This is a genomic window from Pelomonas caseinilytica, assembly GCF_021353235.1.
Classification (GTDB): domain Bacteria; phylum Pseudomonadota; class Gammaproteobacteria; order Burkholderiales; family Burkholderiaceae_C; genus Pelomonas; species Pelomonas caseinilytica.
The window spans coordinates 1-1,408 of the sequence record NZ_JAJTWT010000040.1 but is presented as its reverse complement, the minus strand read 5'-3'; the positions used below and the strand labels follow the sequence as shown (position 1 = coordinate 1,408).

Genomic DNA, 1,408 nt, shown 5'->3' with positions numbered 1-1,408 from the left:
TGCTGGTCACGCGGCCCAGCGAGTCGACGGTGGCGCTTTCGGTGATGCCCAGCGGGTGGCTGACGGTCTGCGGGATGCCGAGCTTGTAGTTGGTGAAGGTGGTGGTGTTGTTGGCGCCGTCGGCGCGGGAGTAGAGGGTGCCGTCGGCGTTGTAGGCCTGGGTGAATTTCAGGATGCCGAACTCGCGGTGGGCGGTGAGCCGCCCCAGGGTGTCGTAGTCGTTGTCGACGACGGTGTAGCCGTTGGAGACGACGGTGTAGCGTGACTTGTACGAGGCGAGTAATGTGGCGACATTTCCGAAGCAACCATTCCAATAATGAGAATTATATATTTAGTTAACAATCCAATTGTTTACGAAGATTTTTTAACCATCTCCAACGCTTCAGCATGCAAAGTCGCACTGTTCGACACGGTCAGTTGCCAACACGGTTGACTCGTAACAATTAACTTGGATTCCGCAAGTGAAAGGCCAAATCGAAATCGCACCTCCTTGATGGTTTCCGCAATGGTCTTTCCTTCTGAATGAAGTTGATTAACCAAAATGATTATCTCCGAATTTTTCATCATGCATCCTTATAATTCATGGGGGAGACAAGAGTACACTCCATTCGCCTGACCATGTCGCTCCTGGCGTAGCAGATGAGCTGTTGACGGCTCGAACTCCGTTTATCTGCAATTTTGCAAAACCCTGAGTCGATGCATAGTATCTTAACTCCTGAATTCCACGATAAATTTCACGCGTCAAGCCGGTAAGTGCCACTTCAGACCGTCCGTACAATATTGCAGAATTCAATATTAATTTATCGCCAACTATTTGAACTTCTGCCACAAAGTCGACCACCCCCTTACTCGTGTGAAAAGTTCTTTCAAATAGTTCTCCAGTTTTTAACGTTCCCGACACTCCACCTACTGCGAGCGGTAAAGGGGCTGCCCCTCCGTAACATCCTGCAGGTTGTGCGCAACTTCCTCTGGGCTTGCTAAGAAACACCCAAACTTCGACAAGGATGTTCGTAGATCCGCCGGATCCATCGCCAGATGGTGATCCCGGAGCCGCAGATGGCGCAGGAACGGTGGCAGAGTTGCGCGATAATGCTTCACTATTCTGACTACGGCCCGAGTCCACAAGAATCCCACAACCAGCGGTCCACCAGCATTTATCGGGATCAGACTGCTTCGGATCACGCCCGTCAGGATCTACCTTGACATAGGGGTTGTTATCGGCATATGAGTAGAGCCCAAACCCCTTCCCTGTATTCGCATCCGTGACGATGGGGTCCACGCTGAGGAACCTCCCCGCAATCGGATCGTAGTACCGCTGCTGCATGTACACGAGATCCGTCTCGGCATCCTGCACATGGCCCGTGAAGCCCACGACGCTGGTGCCGGCGCCGGGCTTGGTGCCGGCGGC

The 1,408-nt window shown here is 52.8% G+C and carries 2 protein-coding genes; one reads left to right on the top strand and one right to left on the bottom strand.

Going from position 1 to position 1,408, the window contains the following annotated elements; genetic code table 11:
- A partial coding sequence (locus tag LXT12_RS26670) for a hypothetical protein (protein ID WP_233395562.1) occupies nt 1-265 on the top strand: 265 nt, incomplete at its 5' end.
- A 315-nt stretch (nt 266-580) separates the two neighbouring features.
- Here the strand turns inward: LXT12_RS26670 and LXT12_RS26665 are convergent.
- Nucleotides 581-1,408, bottom strand: an 828-nt coding sequence (locus LXT12_RS26665; RefSeq protein WP_233395560.1) for an RHS repeat-associated core domain-containing protein, incomplete at its 5' end; no start/stop codon positions are given.